Source organism: Streptomyces sp. NPDC058697 (assembly GCF_042715345.1).
Taxonomy (GTDB): domain Bacteria; phylum Actinomycetota; class Actinomycetes; order Streptomycetales; family Streptomycetaceae; genus Streptomyces; species Streptomyces liliifuscus.
The window spans coordinates 475224-495071 of the sequence record NZ_JBHXSU010000002.1 but is presented as its reverse complement, the minus strand read 5'-3'; the positions used below and the strand labels follow the sequence as shown (position 1 = coordinate 495071).

The following is a 19848-nucleotide window of genomic DNA, read 5'->3' as shown; positions in this document are numbered from 1 at the left end:
GCTCAGTAGATGAACGGAACCAACTTGGCAGTCTTCTTGGAGTACTCCTCGAATGCCGTGCCGTACCGCTCGGCCAGGTACTTGTCGAGCATGGGGATGTTCAGGAAGGAGAACATGCACGCCATGATCACCGGGATGGCCAGGGCCCACGGGCTGCCCGTCACCAGGGCGAATCCGGTGAAGAGCACGACGTCACCGAAGTAGTTGATGTGCATGGAGTACTTGAAGAGACCTTCTGTGTAGAGCTTGCCCTTGTGCTCCGGGACCCGCTTCCACAGTTTGCGTCGGTACTCCGAGCCCGTGTTGAGGTACGAACCCCCGATGTAGAGCACCACGCCGACCCATGCGAGTGCGCCCACGGAAGCGGTGTTGGTGCCGCCCAGGAAGGCCATCGTGCCGTGGATGACGACGACCCAGACACCCACGGTCGCGGCCTCCGACCACTCCATGCTGCGCTTGAGCATGATGAACGTCGTGGCGATGAACCGCAGCAGGTAGACCGCCGAGAGCGTGAACAGCATCCCTCGGCGCAGCGGTTCGGCCTGGTCCAGCTCCGTCCCGAACCAGTCCGCCACCGTGTCCGCCCCGCCGATGAGGAACCAACCCGCTGCCGCCACGGCCAGGGCGTTGCACGTGGTCACCAGGGCCTTGGGGCCGGTCGACGCGTCGTACCCGCCGTACATCATCAAGCTCGCTTTCTCTGAACTCCCTTGTGGGGGAAGGGCCTTGTGTGAGCGGACGCGATCAGGAACGGGCCTTCGCCAGGGAGCCCTCTCGGTCCGTCTGCGCGGTCCGCTTCTTGCGGGTGCCGCGCGCACCGTTCGAACCGCTGCCGTTGGTCGGGGCCTGCACCTCGGGGGCCTGCGTCTCGGCGGACGGCGCTTCGGCGGGCGGCGTTTCGGCGGCCGGCGCCGCGGAGGTCTCCGAGGCCTCGGAGCGCGCTACCGCCGCTTCCGCCTTGAGACGGTCACGCATCTGCAGGAACTTGGCGTCCATCTCGTCGAGGGCGATGAACTTGTTCACCCCGCGTTCGCTGACCTTGGGCTCCTGGCGGAGCATGATGCCCACGTCCTGGGGGTCCTGGACGAGCTTCTCCATGAGGAGGGAAGCGCGCAGCACCCATGGCCTGAGCTGCTTGACAGGCACCATGGTCCGCAGTTGCGGGTACTCGTACAGGCGCATGATCGCCAGCGTGTTCTCGTCGTCGATCGGAGTGAGCCAGGTGGTGATCTCCAGCAGACCGGTCTTGACATGTGTCAGGCCCGGAGCCTGGTAGATGAGGTTGAAGTGTGCGGTGTTGGCGGGATTCGCCTCCTCGCACTGGTCGAAGGTGGAACGAATCGTGGTGCCGTCCACTTCGACCTGCTGGTTGACGATCTTGTTCGCGGCCAGGTAGCGCTCGCGGCCGTCCGTCCACAGCTTGCGCGCGGTGCCGTACATGAAGGTGTAGTCGATGTTGTTCGTCCAGTGATCCCGGTGCACGAAGGTCACGTGGTAGAACTCGAGCAGGCTCTCGATGTAGCGGGTGTAGTGGACGGGCCGGGTCCAGGAGATGGTCTCGTGCGGCCGCGGGTTGTTCACGAGTTCGGAGGGCAGCTCGATCTCCGGGAGTCGCTCCCGTTGGTCACCCCACCAGAGCCAGACCAGACCGTGCTGCTCCCGCACCGGGTACGTCTTCAGTTTGAGCGACTGGGGGATCCGGGCGTCCGAACCCAGGGCGGGGACCACCTTGCACGTGCCCTCGCCGTCGAACCGGAAGCCGTGGTAGGGGCATTCGACGGTGTTGCCCTTGAGCCGCCCGTCGGCGATGTTGGCGCCTTTGTGCGGGCACCGTGCGGTCTGGCAGACGAGGTTGCCGCCGAGGTCGCGCCACAGCACGAGTTCCTCGCCCATGCGCCGAGCACCGGTGGGTTTGTCGCGCTGAATGTCGGAGGTCTGCAGGATCGGGTACCACTGATTGGGGATCATCTCGCTGCCTTCCTTGGGTGAACCGCGCCATGGGGATGCGGCACGGTTCGCTGATGGGTGCTCAGCCCTCGACGACTTCGACGACGCCGGTGTCGCCGTCGACGACGACCATGTCGCCGGTGTTGATGCGCTGCGTGGCGTACTTGGTGTTGACCACGGAGGGCACGTTGAACTCCCGGGACACGATCGAACTGTGCGAGAGCATCGACCCGATGTCGGTGACCACTCCGCCGGCGATGGCGAAGAGCGGCGTCCAGGACGCGTCCGTGTAGCGGGTGACCAGGATCTCGCCGGGCAGGAACTCGTCGGCCTGCCAGACCAGGTCCTCCACGATGCGGGCACGGCCCACGATCCGCCCGGGGCTGGATCCGAGACCCACGAGGTGCGCGCCGTCGGCCGCCGGCCGCACGGCCCGAGTGACGTCGTGTTCTCCGATGAACGTGAGCGACGGTTCCGGCAGCCGGTTGTGGTATTCGTGCAAGCGCCGACGTTCGTCCAGTTCGGTGCGGGGGAACGCCTCACGTTCCGTGGCGCCACCGGCCAGGTAGGCCCGGACGTCCTCGAAGTCGAGGAAGGCGACCTCGTCCAGGGAGTGCAGGACTCCTTCCGCGACGAGCCGCCGGCCCACCTCGTACACGACGTTCCTGACCAGCCAGATCGAGGTGATCATCGACATGCGGGTGGTCTCGCGGAGCTCGCTGCACAGGCTGTACATCGTGATGACGGTCTCCAGGACCTTCCGCCGGTGCAGCGGCAGCTTCTCCAGCACCGTCCGGGCGTCGCCGTCCGCGAGCGCACGGCTGCGTCCCATGATGTCGTCGACGGAGAGCCCGTCGGCGGCGTAGCGGCGGATCATCTGGAAGATGTACGACGGGTCGTCGATCCAGCGCGGGTGGGTGAGCTCCATCTCCTGGCGCCCGCGGGTGCCGTTGGCCCGCAGGAACGGCTTCATCTGCGTGTCCCAGAAGGCCAGGCCCTCGACATCGCTGCGCAGCCGCTCCTCGATCTCCTCCAGGGGTGCCTCGTTGATGATCCCCATGACGCGAGGCCTGGCCTTGGCGGCCTGCGCCACGCCCCAGATCTCCTGCGCCGAAGCGACGGTCCGCAGACTCGACATGTCGGTCTTGATCCGGTTCTGCAGGTTGTCGCCGTCGGCACCGAGCCACTTCGCGCACAACTCCGTGAGCACGCCGTAGAACCCGAAGGCATTGATGTAGTACGGCATGTAACCGACGTGCGCGTCATGGAAGAAGCCGAGGTAGCGGGCGAGTTCTGCGTCGAGCTCCCGGCGGCTCATCCGCGTCAGGTCCAACTGCCGGGCGCGGTCGAACTCGTAGAGCCGTACGGAGACCATCTCCTCCGCGCGGTGCTTCATGCTCAGCATCTCGGTGGCGGTGGCCTGCACCCAGTGAAGCGTGGAACGCAGGTCCTCCATGCCCCCGGGGAAGGTGCCGAAGGGGTTCTCGTACGAGGCGAGGTCGACCTCCTCGCTGACGAAGCGCCGGGTGAAGTGCCGCTGGTCGCGGGTGGGCAGGCACTGACCGAGCAGATAGGCCGTGTAGGAGATGTTCAGATACACATGGCCCTGGAGGTAGCCCATGTGGAGGCCCACGTCACCGGTGTCCCGCACACCGAGAGCGGCGGCGCAGTCGGCGTGCACGTGCTCCTGGTAGTACTGCGCGAAGCTCAGGCCCAGCGGTGACATCAGGCCCACGAAGATCTCACCGATGTCCATCCGGGACCAGAGCGTGCCGTCCTGCACAGGGTCGGCCTGCCGGGCGACATACGGGCTGTGCTCCTGGTCCGTCGCCCTGTCCTGGGGGTGCGTGGTGATCGGCCTGGCCTGCAGCAGGTGGAGCGTGCCGTCGCGCATGGCCCACTCGATGTCCTGCTCCGTGCCGTAGTGGGACCGGACCTCGACCGCGAGCCCGGCGAGCGTGCCGAGCTGCTCCCGGGTCAGGCACGGTGCGTTGCGGTCGGCGGCGTCGACCTTGGTCATGCCGATCCGGCCGGGTGTGAGGGGCGCGCACTTGGTCACCTTGTACCGCACGTGTTCCTCGATCACCTCCAGCGTGCGGTCGTCGACGACGAAGAAGTCGCTGGACACCCGCCCGGAGACCAGCCCCTCGCCGAGACCGCAACAGGCCTCCACGACAAGGCGGTTGGGCCGTGCGCCGACGGGATCGACGGTGAACAGCACACCGCTGACGTCCGCGTGGATCATCTCCTGCACGATCACGGCGATGGATCCCGCGGGGCCCGTTCCGTCGCGATAGGCGGCCGCGCGGTCGGACCACAGAGAGGCCCAGCAGACCTTCACTGCATCGAGCAGCGCCTCGTCGCCCGAGACGTCCAGGACGGTGTCGTGCTGTCCGGCGAAGGACTGGGCGGCGGAGTCCTCCCGGCACGCGGAGGAACGGACCGCGACCCTGGGCCGGCCGAGGTCCTCGTAGGCGGCGAGGATCGTATCGGCGATGGCCTCGGGCAGTTCCCGGGCGGTGATCAGCTCGCGGATCGTCGAGGTGTCCGCGTCGCGGGCCTCGGCGGCCCGGATCTCCGCGGCGAGGCCCGTCTCGCGCAGGAACAGGTCGAACAGGCCGGTGGTGAGGCAGAACGCGGGCGGTACGGGGAGGCCCGCGTCGATCATCTCGCTCAGCCGGGCGGCCTTGCCGCCCAGGGTCTCGGTACCGGCGCCGGGCGCGCGGCCGAGCACGGCCACGAGTTCGCGGTGCGGGGCCTTCGACGCGGTGTCGGAGAGGGCGGAGGTGGGGGTGTGTGCCGTTCGGGTGTCCATGATGAGGTCTCCTGGCCCTGGTCAGGCCTGAACGTTGGTTCCGACGAACGCGCGGAACGGCTGGGTGGGAATGATCCGGCTCGCGCGTACGTCCGCGAACCCCGCCTTCTCCAGCTGGGCGACCAGCTCGTCCTCGCTGGGCAGCGGGCCGCCGAAGTCGGCGTACTCGAACCAGAGGTTCAGCACGTCGAGGCCGAGGTTGCCGCCGCCCTGGCACGACGACGTGAGGAGCAGCCGGCCGCCGGGCGCCAGGAAGGAACGCGCTCGTTCCAGCACCTCGACCCGCTCGGCCTCCGGGAAGTAGTAGATGTTGTTGTGGAGCGTGACGAGATCGAACTGGGGCTGGAGTTCGAGGGTGCGCAGATCGCCCTGGCGGGTCTCCACGCGGTCGGTGAGCCCCCATTCGGCCATGTTGTCGGCGGCCCGGACGGCGACCTCTTCCTGCAGGTCGACCGCGAGGGCGGTCAGGCGGGGGTTGAGCCGCGCGGCGTGGCGGACGTAGGCACCGGATCCGCAGCCGATCTCCAGCAGCCGGATCGGGTTGGTGCGCTCCAGAGTGCGGTCGATCGCCTCGTGTACGAGTCCCTGCAGGGCCAGGGAGGAACGGGCGATGACCGTGCCGTCCTGGTCGTCGAGGGAGAAACGGCGGCCCTCCTTGAGCATCCGGGGCGCGTCCAGGAGCACCGGCAGGTGGAAGCGCATGATCTCTTCGAGGGCGGCGGCGACCGCGTCGTTCCCCGACTGGGCCAGGAGCTTGGCCGTGGTGCTCCTGAGGCGGTAACACCCCTCGCGCACCTCGAACTCGCCGAGGCGGACGCCGGTCTCCAGCCAGGTGCGCAGCCGCTCCCGGTCCTCGGGCACTTCCAGGTAGTCGGCCAGGCTCTCCAGGTCGCAGGGGCGTACGGCCAGACACCGCAGCACGCCCGAACCGGAGGCGGACGCCAGGAAGGCCGCCCGGTACAGCGGAGTGACCACCACGGTGGAGAGCGCCAGGAGCAGCGGGGTCCGTGGATCGGTGACGACCTTCGCCACGGCCAGCACATCCGTGATCGGCGCCTCCACCCGGTCCTTGACGGTCCTGGCCAGGCTCAGTAGATCCATGAGGGTTCCCTCTTCACAGTGGTCGGTCGGTCTCGCGCCGCCGCGCCCGGGCCGCTCGACTCGTCGAGATGGTGGGCGAGTTCGGCACGGATCTTGCGCAGGAGGTGCGGCTTCGAAGGGCCGTTGAGGAAGAAGTGGTCACCCTCCACGTGATGGCGCAGGAGCGACCCTCGGGTGTGGACGCGCCACGCCTCCATCTCGTGCGCGGGCGCGATCGGATCGTGGGTGGCGGAGAACGCGGTCATCGGGCAGCGCAGGGGTCGGCGCGGGGCCCATCGGTAGGTCTCGCAGACGGTGAGATCGGCGCGGAGCACCGGCAGACGCCGTTCGAGGTACGAGCTGCCGATGGTGTCGTCGGCGCCCAGGCCCCCGAGGTCGCTCACCAGTTGCCGCAGCTCGGCGTCGGAGAGCTCGTGATCCCGGCGATCGCCGTACAGATGCGGCGCCTTGCTTCCCGACACGAAGAGGTGCGCCGGCTCGGGCCGGCCACGGTCGCGCAGCTCGCAGGCGACCTCGTAGGCGAGCAGGGCTCCCATGCTGTGGCCGAACAGGGCGTAGTCATGGGCGAGTTCGTGCTCGACGAGGGCGTCCGCGAGGTCGGACACGAGTGGACCCATGGCCGTGTACGGCGATTCCTTGACGCGCAGTCCCCGGCCTGGCAGGAGGACGGGCACGACGTGTACGCCCTCGCCCAGGTCTGCCGACCAGCCCCGGTAGACGGACGGCGTGCCGCCGGCGTACGGGAGGCAGATCAGACGCAGTGGGGGAGTGCGTACCCCTGCGTCCTGGTTCGGGCCGAACCCCTGAAACCACCTGTCGGCCGCAGGCCGCGGAGCCGAAGGACTCCTTGTCGCCCGCTCGATCGTGTGCACGTGGGTCCTCTCGCTACGGTTTCGCGGTCCCTGGCAGCAACTGGTCAGCGGGCGACGATCTTGCGGCCCTCCGGTGAGTCCAGCCAGGCCAGCGTGAGTTCGACGCCTGTCTCGAAGCCCACCTCGCTCTTGAACCCGAAGTCGTCGCGGGCCCGGTCGATGGCGTAGGACTGGTCGCGGTCGAAGAGATGAACGGCATGGCGGGTGAGCACAGGGCGGGACTTCACCCGCAGGGCGCCGTAGAGCTTCTCGGAGACCGCGGCCACTCCGCGCGCCACCGGAGTCGGCAGGCTGAACGCGGGGGGCTTCACTCCGAGGCCGCGGGCGAGCGCCTCCACGTACTCCCGCCAGGTCGTCGGATCGGGGTCCCGCATGTTGTACGCCTTGCCCACCGCGGCGTCGGACGTGCACGCGGCGATCATTCCGTCGACGAGATTGCCCACGTAGATGAGCCCGGCCGGTACGGCACCCCCGCGGATGTAGACCATCTGCCGGCTCAACAGCAGCGTCGCGATCTCGATCACGAAGTCCTTGCTGCGCGGACCGTAGACCGACACGGGCCGGACGACGGTGACCGGCAGACCGGTGCGCTCGGCTGCCTGCCGTACGGCGCGTTCCCCCAACACCTTGCTGCGGTTGTACGGCAGTCCGATGTCCTTGGGCTCCGCGCTCTCGTCGCATGGTGCGACCGGATAGCCGTAGACGTCGGTGGTGCTGAGATGGAGGAGACGCTCGACGGTACCCGCGTGGTGGGCGGCCTCGACGAGGTTGCGGCTGCCATCGACGTTGATCCGCCGGAACTCCTCCCAGGGGCCCCAGTCGGCCGACATGCCCGCGCAGTTGTAGACGTGCCGCACACCGGCCGTGGCGCGACGCAGGCTTGCCGGATCACCGAGTTCACCGATCACCACCTCCACATCGACACCCTCGAAGGCGGAACGGTCGCTGCCTTCCCGGACCAGCACCCGTACGCGGTGACCGCGCTCGGCCAGCCGACGGGTCAGGTGTCCGCCGATGAAGCCGCTCGCCCCGGTGACCAGGACATCGGCGCCGGCGCCGACGTCGCGAAGCGGCTCCGGCTCCGGCTCGGGGGAGGGGGTTGTGTGCGTGTTCTCCGACATGGCTCGTCCCAGGAGGTCGAGGGCGTGTTCGAGGTCTTCTTCGTCGTGGTCCGCGTTGAGGAAGAAGCGCAGGCGGCACTCGTCGCGGGGGACGGCCGGGTAGCCGATCGGCATCACGTTCACGCCCTGGTCGAGCAGGGTGTTGGAGAGCGCCATCGTCCTCTCCCAGTCGCCGATGACGACCGGGATCACGGCGGAGGCCCGTGACACACCGATGTCGAGTCCACGAGCGCGTGCCGAGTCGCGGAAGCGCTCGGACAGTTGTCGCACCCGGGCCACACGTTGTGGCTCGTCCCGGATGACCCGGATCGCCTCAAGAGCGGCGGCCGTATTCGCCGGTGAGATCCCGGTGCTGAAGATGTGCAGCGGCGCGGTGAACCTGAGGTATTCGATGATCGGTTCGCGAGCCGCGACGTATCCGCCGAGGCTGCCGATCGCCTTGCTCAGGGTGCCCATCCACAGATCGACATCACGGCGGTCGACGCCGAAGTACTCGCCGATGCCCCGGCCCGTGCGCCCGAGGACGCCGATCGAGTGCGCCTCGTCGATCATCAGCATCGCGCCGTGGCGTGCCTTGACGTCGATGAACCTGCGCAGGTCGGGGACGTCGCCGTCCTGGCTGTACGCGCCCTCGATGAGGACCAGGACCCGTCGGGCCTGCGGGCGCAGTGTGCCCAGCATCGAGTCCAGCGCCCGCCAGTCGTTGTGCGGGAAGGGACGGCGCCGCGCACCCGACAGCATGCAGCCGCGCAACGCGCTGTCGTGGATCCACTCGTCGTGCAGGACGAGGTCCTCGGGCCCGAAGAGATGCCCGATGGTCGCCACGTTCGTGGCGTGCCCCCCGGCGAAGACGATGGCGGCCTCGGTGCCGAGGAACGAGGCGATCTCGGCGTCCAGTTCGCGGTGCAGCGGCGTCTCACCGAACAGCAGGGGCGTCGCGGAACTGGAGGTGCCGTACCGGTCGATGGCCTCCTGCGCCGCCCGGCGGACGCGCGGGTGGTTCGACAGCGCGAGGTAGTTGAACGAGGAGAAGTTGATGACCTGGCGGCCGTCGACGGAGGCACGACCGGAGTTGAATCCCTCGTGGACTCGGCCGTACGGATTCGAACCGCTGGCACTCACCTGCCGGAGCCGGCCCTGGAGTTCGGCGTATTCGGCCCACTCCTCGAACACGCGCTCCTGCTTCACCGGCGGAACGGAATCGTCCCCGGAACGTACAGGCCCGGCCGACGCCACGGGCTGAAGGGAGCGAGGGGCCGCCGGGAGATCGTCGCTCCTCGGGACCTGCTGTCCACCGGTGCCCAGCAGAGCCACCAGCTCGCCGACTGTCGGGTCCTCGGGTACCGACTCCCGGTATTTCTCCAGGTGTTCGGGGAACTGCCGGGCGAGGGAGCGCTCCAGTTCGGTCCGCATCAGCGAGTCGAATCCGAGGTCCGCACCGAGCCGGGCGTCGACCGGGATCTGTTCGGGCGGGAAGGCACAGGTCCGCGCGACCTGACGCACCACTTCGCTTCGCACCGAGTCTGGCACCGTGTCCGCGACGGTTGGGGCGGACCGGACCGGTTCGGGCTCTGGAGGGTCGTTCCGGACGGCGGCCGACGTCGGGAAGGGAGCCCGGGACGTCGGCTCGACTTCTGGATCCGGCCGGCCGCCGGTGGTGTCCGTCTCCGACGGAGGCGAGAACCAGTACCGCTGTCCTTCGAGAACCGCGTGCGGGACCGGGACTCGCGGCCTGCGGGATCCCTCGTCGAGGGCGGCCCAGTCCACGCGTCCGCCCGCGCAGTGCAGGCGGCCCAGCGACTGCAGAAGTGTCTGCCAGTCACCGTCGCCCGCGGGGCCGCCGCGGACCCGTCGCAAGGAAGGCAGCCACAGCACCGACTCCTCGTCCTCCGAAGTTGTCATCGTGCGCGCCATGTTGAGCAGGGTCGGATGCGGGCCGATCTCCACGAAGGCGTCGCAGCCAAGGCGACGGAGTGTCGTGAAGCCGTCGGCGAAGCGCACCGGGCCCAGCATGTGCCGTGCCCAGTCGTCGGCCCCGATCCGCCCGGTGACCAGCTCTCCGGTGGCGTCGAAGACCCAGGGGAGCTCCGGCTCCCGGAACTCGACGTCGAGGGCTGCCGCGCGCAGCGGTTGAGCCGCACCGGCCATCAGCGGGGAGTGGAAGGCGTGCGACACCGCCAGTGGCCTGACGACGACGGACTGGTCTTCGAGCCGCGCACGCACCCTGTCGATCTCCGTACGTGCCCCCGAGAGCACCAGATGCTCGGGGGCGTTGACGGCGGCGACAACGACCGAGTCGTTGTCGGCGACTGCCGCGCGGATCGCCTCCGCGTCTCCGGCGCAGGCGATCATCGTGCCGTCGCCGGGCTGTTCGGCCATGTGCCTGCCCCGCACCACGGCCAGCGTCAGGGCGTCCTCCAGGGACATCACCCCGGCCACGCATGCGGCGCCGTACGCCCCGATACTGTGCCCGAGCAGGGCTGCGGGCCGCACACCGAGTGAGATCCACAACTCGGCGAGCGCGACCTCCAGGGCCACCAGCGCGGCCTGGCTGTAACGGGTGTTCGCCAGTTTCTCGGTACCCCCTTCCCCGAAGAGCAGTTCGGTCAGTGGGAGGCCGAGGTGCGGCCGCAGGACACGGTCGGCGCGGTCGAGGGTGCGGGCGAACCCGGTGTGCGTGTCGTAGAGGCCCTTGCCCATGCCCGTGTACTGCGTGCCCTGGCCGCTGAAGAGGAACGCGACCTTCGGCGCCGACCCGGGCCGGGCGTGTCCGCGAACCACGGTGGTCGACGGTCCGCCGCGGGCCAGGGCGTCGAGCGCGGTGTCGAACGCCGCCCGGGAGCTGCCGGTGACGACCGCCCGGAAGGGGAGCTGGGCCCGGCCCGTGTGGGCTGTGTGGCAGAGATCCGCGAGCTCCGCGTCGGGATGGGCGGCCAGGTGTGTGCGCCAGTGCTGTGCCAGGGTGGTGAGGGCCGTCGCCGTGTGCGCCGACAGACACAGGGCGTGTACGGGCCGCTTCGGCGCCACCGCGTCGATCGGGTCCGGCTCGGGGGCCGATTCCAGCACCAGATGCGCGTTCGACCCGCCGAATCCGAACGAGCTGACTCCGGCCCGTACGATGCGTCCGTCCGGCAGCTCGACGAGCCGCGTCGGAACGTCGAGCCCGGCGTCCTCCCAGACCAGGCGGCGGTTCGGCGTACGAAGGTGGAGCGTCGGCGGTACCTGGCGGTGCCGTACGACGAGGGCCGCCTTGATGAGTCCGGCGATGCCCGCGGCCGCCTCCAGGTGTCCGATGTTGGTCTTGACCGATCCGACGAGGCAGCGGTCGCCCGTGGACCGGCCGTTTCCGTAGGCGGCCGCGAGACCCTCCCACTCGACGGGGTCGCCGAGCGAGGTGCCGGTGCCGTGAGCCTCGACGTAGTCGACGGCCCGGCCGCTCAGACCAGCCTGGGCCAGGGCCCGTTCGATGACGGACCGCTGGGCCGAACCCTTCGGTGCGGTGAGGCCGTTGCTCCTGCCGCCGTGTGCGGTGGCCGACCCCCGGATCACGGCATGGATCGGATCGCCGTCGGCGAGGGCCGCGGAGAGCGGCTTGAGGAGGACCAGGCCCACACCCTCGCCGCGCACGTAGCCGTTCGCGGAGTCGTCGAACGTACGGCACCGGCCGTCCGGGGAGAGCATGTTGCCCTGCGCGAACGCCACCGAGAGCCCCGGCGTGATGAGCAGGTTCACCCCGCCGGCCAGGGCCGAGTCGCACTCGCCGCGCCGCAGGCTCTCGCACGCGAGGTGAACCGCCAGCAGCGAGGACGAGCACGCGGCGTCCAGAGCGAGGCTCGGTCCTCGCAGGTCGAGTGTGTAGGACAGCCTGTTCGCCGCTATGGAGTGCGCGTTGCCGGTCGCCGCGTGGACGTCGATCGTCTCCAGGCGGCTCATCTGCAGCTCGGAGTAGTCGTGGCTGCTGATGCCGACGAACACGCCGGTGGCGCTGCCCGAGAGTCCGGTCGGGTCGAGACCCGCGTCCTCCACCGTCTGCCAGGCGGTTTCGAGGAGCAACCGCTGCTGAGGGTCCATCCGAACCGCTTCTCTGGCCGACAGGCCGAAGAAACGGGCGTCGAACTCGTCCACGCGATCGATGAAGCCGCCGAAGGCGGGTGCGTTCACCTGCCCGGTGGCCCAGCGATCGCCGGGCACCTCGGTGATCGCGTCCCGTCCGTCGACCAGGAGACGCCAGTAGCTGTCCGTGTCGGGTGCTCCGGGGAAACGGCACCCCATACCGATGATCGCGATCGGCTCGGGCAGGGGTTCCTGGTGCCGTGGAGGCGACACCGCGACGGGTGTGTCGGCCGGCGTCCGCGAAGCACCGAGGTGGGCCACGACGGCCTGGATGGTCGGGTGCTCGAACGCAGTACCCGTGGTCACCTCGTGCCCTGTCCTGGCTCCCAGCTCCGCGAGGATCGCGACGGCCTGCTTCGAGTCGAGGCCCAACGAGGTCAAGGGCCTGGTGACGTCGACCGACGCGGCCGGCACTCCCAGGCACCGGGCCACCTCCTCGACCAGCCAAGCCTCCACGGCCCCCGGCTCACGCAGTTCGGCAGACCGAGAGGCGTCCTCGCGCTTGGAGCCGACCTTCCCGCCTTGCGGTGCCTCGCCGAGGAACAGGTCGATCAGGGCATCGACCCGCGGAAGCGCCAGCAGTTCACCCACGGCGATTCTTGTGCCGAGCTTTTCCTCCAGGCCGCGTACGGCGGTCAGCAACGCCGGGTAGTCCAGGTCGAGTTCGGCGAACGTCCAGCCGGTCACATCCGGGGCGTCGGTGGTCGCCGCCGGGACTCCCGTCAGCGCCTCCGTGACCGCGTCGGTCACCCGCTGCCTGTGTGTGGCGGCGGACAGACCGGCGAGTCGGCCCACGGAGGGGGACACCTCGACGTCCCTCGTGACACTGGCCGCCACCACCGAGAGCCCGAGGTCGAGGAAGGCCCGCTTGCACGCCTGCCGCTGAATCTTGCCGCTGGTGGTCTTGTGGACCGTCGACCTCTTGAGGAGGACGACGGCGTGCGGCGCGACGTCGTGCTGCTCGGCAATCGCCGTGCGCAGTTTCGCCAGGAGCGTCGGCGCGCCGTCGACGCGCCTGCCCTCGATCTCGTAGGCGACGACGAGTTCCTCCGCGCCGTCGACCTCGATCGAGAAGGCCGCGCCCGAGCCCGGCCGGATCGCCTCGTCAGCCTGCTCGACGGTGAGTTCGATGTCCTGCGGGTAGTGGTTTCGGCCCTGCACGATGACGACGTCCTTGATACGGCCGACGACGTGCAGCTCGCCGCCGCTGAGGAAGCCGAGGTCGCCGGTGCGCAGGTAACTCGTCTCTCCCTCGCCCTCGACGCGGGCCCGGAAGGTCTCCTCCGTGGCCTCGGGGCGGCGCCAGTAGCCTTGTGCCACGCTCCCGCCCGCGACCCAGATCTCTCCGACGCGTTCCTCGGCGGTGATCCGCTGTCGCGTATCGGTGTCGACGATGGCGACGTCCACGCCGTCGACCGCGGCGCCGCACCCCACAGTGCGGATCGCCCGCTCGCTCTCCGGCCCGCTTGCCGGCCGGGCCACTCCCGCGCCGAGTGCCGCGGGCACGAACGTGCCGACCGTCGGCGGCTCGTGCGCGCCGACTCCCGTCACCATCAAAGTGGCCTCCGCGAGGCCGTAGCAGGGCAGCAGGGCACGGCGTACGAAGCCGCAGGGCGCGAACCGTTCGGCGAACCGGTCGAGGGTGTCGGCGCGTACCGGCTCGGCGCCGTTCAACGCCAGCCTCCAGTGGCTCAGGTCCAGGCCGCTGCGCTGCTCGTCGGTGATCCGGCGTACGCAGTGTTCGAACCCGAAGTTGGGGGCCACGCTCGTGGACGCCCGGGTCTGAGAAAGCGTCTCCAGCCACAGCAGCGGCTGCCGCACGAAGGACACCGGCGACATGAGGTGCGCGGGAAACCCCCCGTACAGGGGCGTGAGGATGCCGCCGATGAGGCCCATGTCGTGGTACGGGGGCAGCCAGGACACCATTCCCGACTCGGTGTCGTGCTCCAGCCTGCGGTGGATCGAACGAAGATTGTGCAGCAGGTTGCCGTTGCTGACCATGACGCCCTTGGGGGACGAGGTCGAACCGGACGTGTACTGGAGAAAGGCCGTCGAGTCGCTGTCGACATCGGGGTCACGCCAGTCGTCGGCTCCGGCGGTGCCGAGGTCGGCGGTCGCCAGCCAGCGCAGACCGGCGAGCCCGAGCGAGTCGATCTCACGCCGTTTCGTGGCCGCGAACCGGGACAGCGCCCCCGTCGTGAGTGCGTGTGTGGCCTGCGAGTCCCGGGCGATCGCCGCGAGACGCGGCATGGTCTGGCCGAAGCGCCGGGTGTCCGGGGGATAGGCCGGTACGGCGATCGCTCCGGCGTAGAGGCAGCCGAGGAACCCGGCGATGTAGTCGAGCCCCGGGGGATGGAGCAGCAGGACCGGCTTGCCGGACAGGCCCTCACGCTGGAGGAGCGAGGCCACGGCCCGGACGCGCAGGTCGAGTTCGCGGTAGTCCCATGACTCGCCGTCGCCGCCGGAGCGGCCCTGCTCGGTTCCCGCGAGGAAACGGTAGGCGAGCGCGTCCGGACGATGGTCGAGGTGGTGCCGCAGCAGCGCAGTGACGGTTTTCGGCCCGTTCCCCTGCCGGTGTGTCTCGTTGGGATCCTGGTTCATGAGCGTCTCCGTCACTTGCCGGGCAGGGCCTGTGAGCGTCGGACGGAACCGGTCGGCCCGCTGCTCAGGTGGTGGTAGTCGGTCTTGCCGTTGGCGTTGTGCGGGAGCTCCTCGAGGCAGGTGGCCGAGTGCGGCAGCATGTACCGGGGCAGGTGCTGTGCGCAGTGCCGCTTGATCTCGATGAGGTTCGGCCTGCGGGCACCCGTACGGAGGGTGTAGTAGAGGGCGATCCGGGGTTCGGCGCCCTGTGTGTCGACCACGACGGCCACGGAGGAGATGTCCGCATGCCTCAGTGCGGCGGCTTCGATCTCGCCCAACTCGACGCGGTAGCCGGAGAGTTTGACCATCCGGTCCTTGCGCCCGCGGTAGACGAGGCTGTCGCCCTCGTAGCTCACCAGGTCGCCGGTGGCGTGGCGGCCCTTCCCGTGTCCGGCCGCGGCTGATTGCGACTCACGTCGCCAGTAGCCGGGAGTGACGCAGTCCCCCTCCACGATCAACTCGCCGAATGCGTCGGGCCCCTCCAGAGTGCGTCCGTCCCCGTCGACGACGGACACACGGGCACCGGGTAACGGTGTGCCGATGGGTACGGGTTCGTCGCGCGTCAGGTCTGCAGGGCGGACCCGGTGATAGGTGCAGACGTTGGTCTCGGTGGGGCCGTAGAGGTTGTACAGCTCCGTCCCTTCGGGCAGCCGGGCTGCCAGCGCGCGCAGTTGCCCGATGGGGAAGACCTCGCCGGCGAAGAGGACGTACCGCAGCGTGCGCGCGGTGTCGGCGGTGAGTGCTCCCGAGGCCGTCAGGAGTTTCAGCACGGAGGGCACGGAGTACCACACCGTGACCCCGTGCTCACGGATGCCCGTGGCGAGCGCCGTCACGTCGCGGGCCTGGTCGTCGGCGACGATCCAGACGCGGGCGCCCACCGACAGCGCGGTGAACAGGTCGAAGGTCGACAGGTCGAAGTTGAACGAGGCGTGGTTGGCGAACACGTCCTCCGGGCCCACGGTCAGCTCGGTGCGGGCCCAGCGGATGAAGTTCGCCAGATTCCGATAGGAGATCCGCACCCCTTTCGGCGTGCCTGTCGACCCGGAGGTGTAGAGGATCGCGGCGAGATCGTCCCGTTCCGGCTGAGGCAGGAGCCCGACGCGTTCCGCCGCACCCGTGGCGAAGCCGGTCCACGGCCGGACGGGTGTTGTCGGCCTGCCGTCGGGCTCGGTCGCAGCACTGTTCGGTTCCTGGCCGGCACCGTCGGCCACGACGATCGCCCGGAGCGAAGAGGGCAGTTCGCGGTCCGCGAGCAGCTCCAGGTGACGGCGGTCGGTGAAGAGCACCACGGGTTCGCAGTCCGCAAGGATGCTCTCCACTCGCGCGGACGGCTGTCCTCCGTCGAGCGGGACGTAGGCGCAACCGGCCTGCAGCGTCGCGAGAATCGCCTCGGCATAGAGCGGCTGCTTGTCCATCCAGACCGCCACCCGGTCACCGATCGCCGCACCCAGCCCCAGCAGACCGGAGGCGATGGCGGTGACGTCCGCCTCCAGCTCGGCGTACGTGATGGTTACCGCGCCGACGAGGGCCGGACGGGCCGCCTGCTCCTGGGAGAGCGGCCGTTGCAGCCGGATCAGCGACAGGTCGGACTCGTGCGTCGTCCGGGGTATGGCTGTTCCCGTCATCGTCGCCTCACCCCGCCGACGGCAGGACACCGACCTCACGGCCGGCCTCGACGAAGATGCCCGCGGCGGTCTCCAGATCGTCCCGTGTGTGCTCCGAGGTGACGCTGACACGCAGGCGCGCGTCGCCGAGCGGCACGCCCGGGAAGACGACCGTCTGGCAGAAGAGCCCCCTGGCGCGGACCGCGCGCCCCATCTCCATCGTCTTGCGCTCGTCGCCGATGACGATGGGCAGGATGGCGCTCCGGGTGTTCTCCAGGTCGAAGCCGGCGTCCGCCAACTGGCTGTGCAGCAGCCGGATGTTGGACCACAGATCCGCGATCCGCTCGGGCTCCGCCTCGATGACGTCGATCGACGCGATCAGCCCGGCGGCAACGCCCGCGGGGATGTTCGCGGCGAACACGTACGAGTTCGAGTAGTAGCGGAGGTACTCGACGACCTCCTCCTCGCCGACGACGAAGCCGCCCATGCCCGCCAGGGCCTTGCTCATCGTTCCGAGTTCGAGGTCGACCTCGCCCTTGAGCCCGAAGTGCTCGGCGGTGCCGGAACCCCGCCGGCCGAGCACGCCGGTGGAGTGGGCGTCGTCGATCATGATCCGGGCGCCGTACTCCTTCGCCAGGCGGACGATCTCGGGGAGGTCGCAGATGTCGCCGTGCATGCTGAACACACCGTCGGCGACGATCAGTTTGCCTCCGGACGTGTCGTCGGAGCGCTTCAGGATGCGCTCCAGGTCGGCCATGTCGTTGTGCTGGTAGATCTTGCGGGTGCCGCCGGAGAGCCGGGCGCCGTCCACGATGCTCATGTGGTTGAGCTTGTCGACGACCAGGGTGTCGTAGCTCTTGACCAGGGCGGAGATCGCACCGATGTTCGCGGCGTATCCACCGGGGTAGACGATGCAGGCCGGCCGCTGCTTGAAGGCCGCGAGACGCCGCTCCAGTTCCTTGTGGAGCATGTTGGTCCCGCCGATGAACCGGGAGCCGGTGTGCGTGGCTCCGTACTGGCGCGTGGCGTCGCAGACGGCCTCGATCACCTTGGGATGGTTGGCGAGACCGAGGTAGTTGTTGGACGCGAACATGAGGAACTCGCGTGTGCGGCCCTCTGTCTCGTCGAAGATGACGGCCCGGTTCGAGCAGCGGGAGTGCAGGGGCATGCCGTACCAGTAGAGCCGGTCGGCCTCGCGTCGCCGCAGGTACGTGCCGAAGCTGCGGGCCTTGGCGAACAGGTCGCCGTCGCGCTCCTCCACGAAGTTCTTCATCGAGCGGCCGTCCCAGGCCGAGCTCCACTGCTCGGGCGCCTCGTCCGCGACCGTGCCGACACTGGGTGGCCGGTCGCCGTGAAAGGCCTGGTCCGCGGGCTGCGTGCCGTTGTAGAACGGACGCAGTGCCGCGACGAGTTCGCGCACGGACGCCGCGGTGACGGTGCCCGCCAGCGTGCTGGGAAGGCCGAGCTCCCGGGCGGAGTCCGCCACGATCGAGGCCAGGAGCACGGAGTCGATGCCGAGTTCGCTCTCGAAGTCGGCGCCGAGAGCCAGTTGATCGCGTTCGTACTGGGTGTGCCGCATGGTCATCGTGACGACCGCGTCGAGGAGCGGATCGTCACCTTCGGAAGCCGTGACGGCCCCCGTCTCCGTCGGGGAGGGCGCGGCGCCGGCCTGGCCGAGTGCCTGCTCGACCGCACGGACGAGATCGCCGATCGTGGCGAGGTCGGGCGGCAGCTGCGTTGCCAGGGAGAACTGCTCCCTCACCGAGGCCAGGATCGACTCGAAGATGACCGAGTCGATGCCGAGCTCCGCCTCGAAGTGGCTGTCGGGCAGGAGGTAGGACTCGTCGTACAGGGTCCGCGAGGCGATGATGTCGAGAACCTGCCGATGGACGCCGGTGTTCTCCTGCCGGTTCCCCATGATGTGCGTCATCGGACGCTGTCTCCCTCTCGCTGCAGCCGTTCGACGAGTGCTGCGATCGTGTCCACCGTCCGGAAGTTGGCAGGAGCGATCTCCCGCAGCGGAACAGTGATCCGGAAGTCGTTCTGCAGGTAGTGCACGAGGTCGAAGATCTCGGCCGAATCGATGATGTTGAGATCGGCGATGGGGACGTGCGCGTCGAGCCCGTCCGCGTCACCGTCGAGCCAGACGTCGGCGATGTAGTTGATGATTGACTGCTGGGTGCTCATGGTCGTCCTCGGCTCGATTTCGGCGGACTCCGGCCTGACTACGGCCCCGTGGCGACGATGGCGGCCGTGCGCGCGGCAGGCGTGGTCATGCTGAGGCCTCGGCGGACGCGAGGCGCTCGATCAGGTCGGCGACGGCTGTGATCGTGTCCCCGGGAGACGCGGCGTCGTCACTCACGTCCACACCGAGCTCGGACTGGATCACCAGGAGCAGTTCCACGAGGAACAGCGAGTCCATGTCGAGGTCCTCGAACGTGGTGCCGGCGCTGATCTCCGCACGGTCCACCTCGAATCGGTCGACCAGAAGATCGACCAGCCTGCCGTACATCACGCTCATGTCGTGCGCTCCTTCCCCTGTGCTCAGAAACGGTCCAGTTCCGGCCACGTCAGTACCGCCGACCCCCATGTGAGCCCGCCGCCGAACGCCGTGAGCAGCAGCCGTCCACCCGGCCTCAACTCGCCCTCCGTATGTGCCTGGTCGAGCGCGAGAGGGATGGAGGCGGCCGCCGTGTTGCCGACCTCGGCGATGTTGCTGACGCAGCGGTCCCTGGGGATCCGGAGGCCGTCGGCGACGTGGTGGGTGATCCGGAGGTTGGCCTGATGACTCACCAGATGGTCGATGTCCTGCGCACCCCAGTCCGCTCGCGCGAGGACCGTGCGGGCCGATCCGGTCATCCGCTGCACCGCATGCCGGAAGACCTCCTTGCCCGACATCGCGAAGTACCGGTCGTCGGCGGCGGGATCCGCTCCGGACAGGCGCTGGCGCGAGCCGCCCGCCGGCACGCTGATCAGGTCCTCGCCCGTTCCGTCGCTCCCCAGGTCGAACGGGCCGAGCGCGCCGGGCTCCTGCGGATCGCCCGAGCGCAGTACGACGGCACCGGCGCCGTCTCCGAAGATCACGGCGGTGGACCGGTCCTCGGGATTGAGCAGGGTGGAGAAGGTCTCCGCGCCGATCACCAGCACCCGGTCGGCGACCCGGGCGGATATGAGCCCCGCCGCGGTCGCCAGCCCGTAGACGAATCCGGTGCAGACGGCGGACACGTCGTAGGCGGCGGTTCCCCTCATCCCGAGCCGCGCGGCCACCGTCGGCGCGGTCGCCGGACAGGGGCGGTCAGGCGTGGTCGTGGCGACGAGCACCATGTCCACGGCGGAGAACCCCGCGCTCTTGAGGGCCTTCTCGCCGGCCCCGACGGCCAGATCGGAGGTCGCCGTCCCCGGCTCCGCGAAGTACCGCTGCTCGATACCTGTGCGCGACCGGATCCATTCGTCGGTACTGCCGAGCCCGGCGGCCAGTTCGGCGTTCGACACGGCCCTGGGCGGCAGGCAGCTGCCGATTCCGGTCAACACGGCGGCCCGGCTCATCGGACATGGTCCCGACGACGTGCAACCACGCTGGTGCTCCTCGTCTCCCGGTGGACCAAAGGTGATGTCCGGGCCGAGTCTGGCCCGAG

Annotated in this window: 11 protein-coding genes; all 11 read right to left on the bottom strand. The window is 69.3% G+C overall.

Annotation, left to right across the window (positions count from 1 at the left end):
- Positions 1 to 2: 2 nt before the first annotated feature.
- The 11 genes from ACFWXQ_RS06775 to ACFWXQ_RS06725 all read right to left on the bottom strand — a co-directional run bounded on the left by ACFWXQ_RS06775 (position 3) and on the right by ACFWXQ_RS06725 (position 19759).
- Positions 3 to 686, bottom strand: a complete 684-nt coding sequence (locus tag ACFWXQ_RS06775) for a methyltransferase family protein (protein ID WP_383951576.1) — start codon at positions 684 to 686, stop codon at positions 3 to 5.
- Positions 687 to 744: 58 nt separating this feature from the next.
- Positions 745 to 1968: a Rieske 2Fe-2S domain-containing protein gene (locus ACFWXQ_RS06770; RefSeq protein ID WP_383951573.1), complete on the bottom strand. Its 1224-nt coding sequence runs from the start codon at positions 1966 to 1968 to the stop codon at positions 745 to 747.
- Positions 1969 to 2029: 61 nt separating this feature from the next.
- Entirely contained in the window at positions 2030 to 4762 is a 2733-nt protein-coding gene (locus tag ACFWXQ_RS06765; protein ID WP_383951571.1) for a PEP/pyruvate-binding domain-containing protein, read from the bottom strand.
- A 21-nt stretch (positions 4763 to 4783) separates the two neighbouring features.
- The gene (locus ACFWXQ_RS06760) at positions 4784 to 5863 is read right to left on the bottom strand and encodes an SAM-dependent methyltransferase (RefSeq protein WP_383951568.1); all 1080 of its coding nucleotides are present in this window, start codon (positions 5861 to 5863) and stop codon (positions 4784 to 4786) included.
- On the bottom strand, positions 5851 to 6735 hold the full coding sequence (locus ACFWXQ_RS06755) for a thioesterase II family protein (RefSeq protein ID WP_383951565.1): 885 nt from the start codon (positions 6733 to 6735) through the stop codon (positions 5851 to 5853). Before ACFWXQ_RS06755 ends, ACFWXQ_RS06760 begins: the two co-directional genes overlap by 13 nt.
- Before the next feature lie 44 nt (positions 6736 to 6779).
- The gene (locus ACFWXQ_RS06750; RefSeq protein WP_386267692.1) at positions 6780 to 14570 is read right to left on the bottom strand and encodes an aminotransferase class I/II-fold pyridoxal phosphate-dependent enzyme; all 7791 of its coding nucleotides are present in this window, start codon (positions 14568 to 14570) and stop codon (positions 6780 to 6782) included.
- Positions 14571 to 14581: 11 nt separating this feature from the next.
- A complete protein-coding gene (locus ACFWXQ_RS06745) occupies positions 14582 to 16234 on the bottom strand; it encodes a D-alanine--poly(phosphoribitol) ligase (protein WP_383956219.1) in 1653 nt (550 codons plus the stop codon).
- 7 nt (positions 16235 to 16241) lie between these two features.
- The gene (locus tag ACFWXQ_RS06740) at positions 16242 to 18143 is read right to left on the bottom strand and encodes an aminotransferase class I/II-fold pyridoxal phosphate-dependent enzyme (RefSeq protein WP_383956217.1); all 1902 of its coding nucleotides are present in this window, start codon (positions 18141 to 18143) and stop codon (positions 16242 to 16244) included.
- On the bottom strand, positions 18140 to 18400 hold the full coding sequence (locus tag ACFWXQ_RS06735; protein ID WP_200393626.1) for an acyl carrier protein: 261 nt from the start codon (positions 18398 to 18400) through the stop codon (positions 18140 to 18142). Before ACFWXQ_RS06735 ends, ACFWXQ_RS06740 begins: the two co-directional genes overlap by 4 nt.
- A gap of 85 nt (positions 18401 to 18485) precedes the next feature.
- Entirely contained in the window at positions 18486 to 18734 is a 249-nt protein-coding gene (locus tag ACFWXQ_RS06730) for an acyl carrier protein (RefSeq protein ID WP_384089867.1), read from the bottom strand.
- Between the two features lie 23 nt (positions 18735 to 18757).
- On the bottom strand, positions 18758 to 19759 hold the full coding sequence (locus tag ACFWXQ_RS06725) for a beta-ketoacyl-ACP synthase III (RefSeq protein ID WP_383945501.1): 1002 nt from the start codon (positions 19757 to 19759) through the stop codon (positions 18758 to 18760).
- Between the last annotated feature and the right edge of the window lie 89 nt (positions 19760 to 19848).

Excerpts from the sequence above, each read along its gene's own strand:
- ACFWXQ_RS06775 (WP_383951576.1), bottom strand. The coding sequence starts at position 686 with ATGATGTACGGCGGGTACGACGCGTCGACCGGCCCCAAGGCCCTGGTG.
- ACFWXQ_RS06770 (WP_383951573.1), bottom strand. The coding sequence starts at position 1,968 with ATGATCCCCAATCAGTGGTACCCGATCCTGCAGACCTCCGACATTCAG.
- ACFWXQ_RS06765 (WP_383951571.1), bottom strand. The coding sequence starts at position 4,762 with ATGGACACCCGAACGGCACACACCCCCACCTCCGCCCTCTCCGACACC.
- ACFWXQ_RS06760 (WP_383951568.1), bottom strand. The coding sequence starts at position 5,863 with ATGGATCTACTGAGCCTGGCCAGGACCGTCAAGGACCGGGTGGAGGCG.
- ACFWXQ_RS06750 (WP_386267692.1), bottom strand. The coding sequence starts at position 14,570 with ATGAACCAGGATCCCAACGAGACACACCGGCAGGGGAACGGGCCGAAA.
- ACFWXQ_RS06745 (WP_383956219.1), bottom strand. The coding sequence starts at position 16,234 with ATGACGGGAACAGCCATACCCCGGACGACGCACGAGTCCGACCTGTCG.
- ACFWXQ_RS06740 (WP_383956217.1), bottom strand. The coding sequence starts at position 18,143 with ATGACGCACATCATGGGGAACCGGCAGGAGAACACCGGCGTCCATCGG.
- ACFWXQ_RS06735 (WP_200393626.1), bottom strand. The coding sequence starts at position 18,400 with ATGAGCACCCAGCAGTCAATCATCAACTACATCGCCGACGTCTGGCTC.
- ACFWXQ_RS06730 (WP_384089867.1), bottom strand. The coding sequence starts at position 18,734 with ATGAGCGTGATGTACGGCAGGCTGGTCGATCTTCTGGTCGACCGATTC.
- ACFWXQ_RS06725 (WP_383945501.1), bottom strand. The coding sequence starts at position 19,759 with ATGAGCCGGGCCGCCGTGTTGACCGGAATCGGCAGCTGCCTGCCGCCC.